General features: G+C 72.0%; 1 protein-coding gene. It reads right to left on the reverse strand.

Going from position 1 to position 1,030, the window contains the following annotated elements:
- Positions 1–248 precede the first annotated feature (248 nt).
- The coding region (locus E1182_RS31490; protein ID WP_207921585.1) for a hypothetical protein at positions 249–1,030 on the reverse strand (782 nt) is incomplete at its 5' end.

Raw genomic sequence — 1,030 nt, forward strand, 5'->3', positions numbered from 1 at the left:
GACCACAAGGGCTCTCCGCCGCGCCACACCCGCTCCCTCCCCGGTCCGTCGCCCGGGCCACCGCTCCCGCCCGGCCGACGCACGCACCTTCCGACCATCGACAACCGTACCCGGTCCGCTAGCCCCTCGACCCTCGCCCGAAGTGGCTTCCGGTGCCGGCACGCCCCCGGTCAGAGACTGGAGTACCAGCGGTCCAGGCGCCCGCCCCGGTCGTCACCTTCCGGCGACCACCAGGGCGGGTGTGCCGGTCAGGGGGCCAGGGCGTAGGCGCGGATCACGGTCTGCTCGACCCGGTTGCCGTCGAGGTCGACGGCGGTGGCGCGGAGGGAGACGTAGCCTCTGGCGATGGTGGCGGGGAGCGTGGTCGTCCACCGGTTGCCCGTCCGGGTCACCGTGAGGTTGCGCCAGCTCTTGCCGTCGTCGGCCGACGCGGCCAGGGTCACGAGCCTGATCGCCGGAGGTGTGGTCGACCCGCTCTGCTCCACGGACAGGGCGAGCGGGAACGACGTGCCGGCCGGTGCGCGGTTCAGCGAGTCCAGCGCCAGGTCGTACCGGACCGCGAGCAACGGCAGTGCGGCCTGACCGGGCTCATGGGCAGAGGTGAAGCTCCACTGGATGCGCTGCCGGCTGGACTGGCCGGACCAGGGCGCGGTCCGGGTCGACTCGGTCGTCAGGACGTACCGGGTGGACTCGGCGGACACCTTGAAGCTCCCGTAACCGCTGCGGTCGATACTGCCCACAACGGTGCCGTCGGTACGGGTGAGAGTGGTCGAGCCGGTGGCGTACGGGTAGTCGGCGAAGCTCGTGGCGGTCGGACCGCCGTGCCAGGAATCAGCGTCGGCGTACATCAGGACCGCCACCGACATAACGTTGTTCTCCCGATGGGCTGGCGGGCGCGCCGGATCATCGGCGGTCAGGGTGGGGCCGATGGGTCCGCGGCCGAAGACCAGCGGGTACGAGCCAGCGGCGGGGTAGGTCCGCTGGCGGATGAAGTAGTCGCCGCCGGTCGCCTGAGCACAGTCCCGGGGGG

The organism is Micromonospora sp. KC721, assembly GCF_004348355.1.
Classification (GTDB): domain Bacteria; phylum Actinomycetota; class Actinomycetes; order Mycobacteriales; family Micromonosporaceae; genus Micromonospora.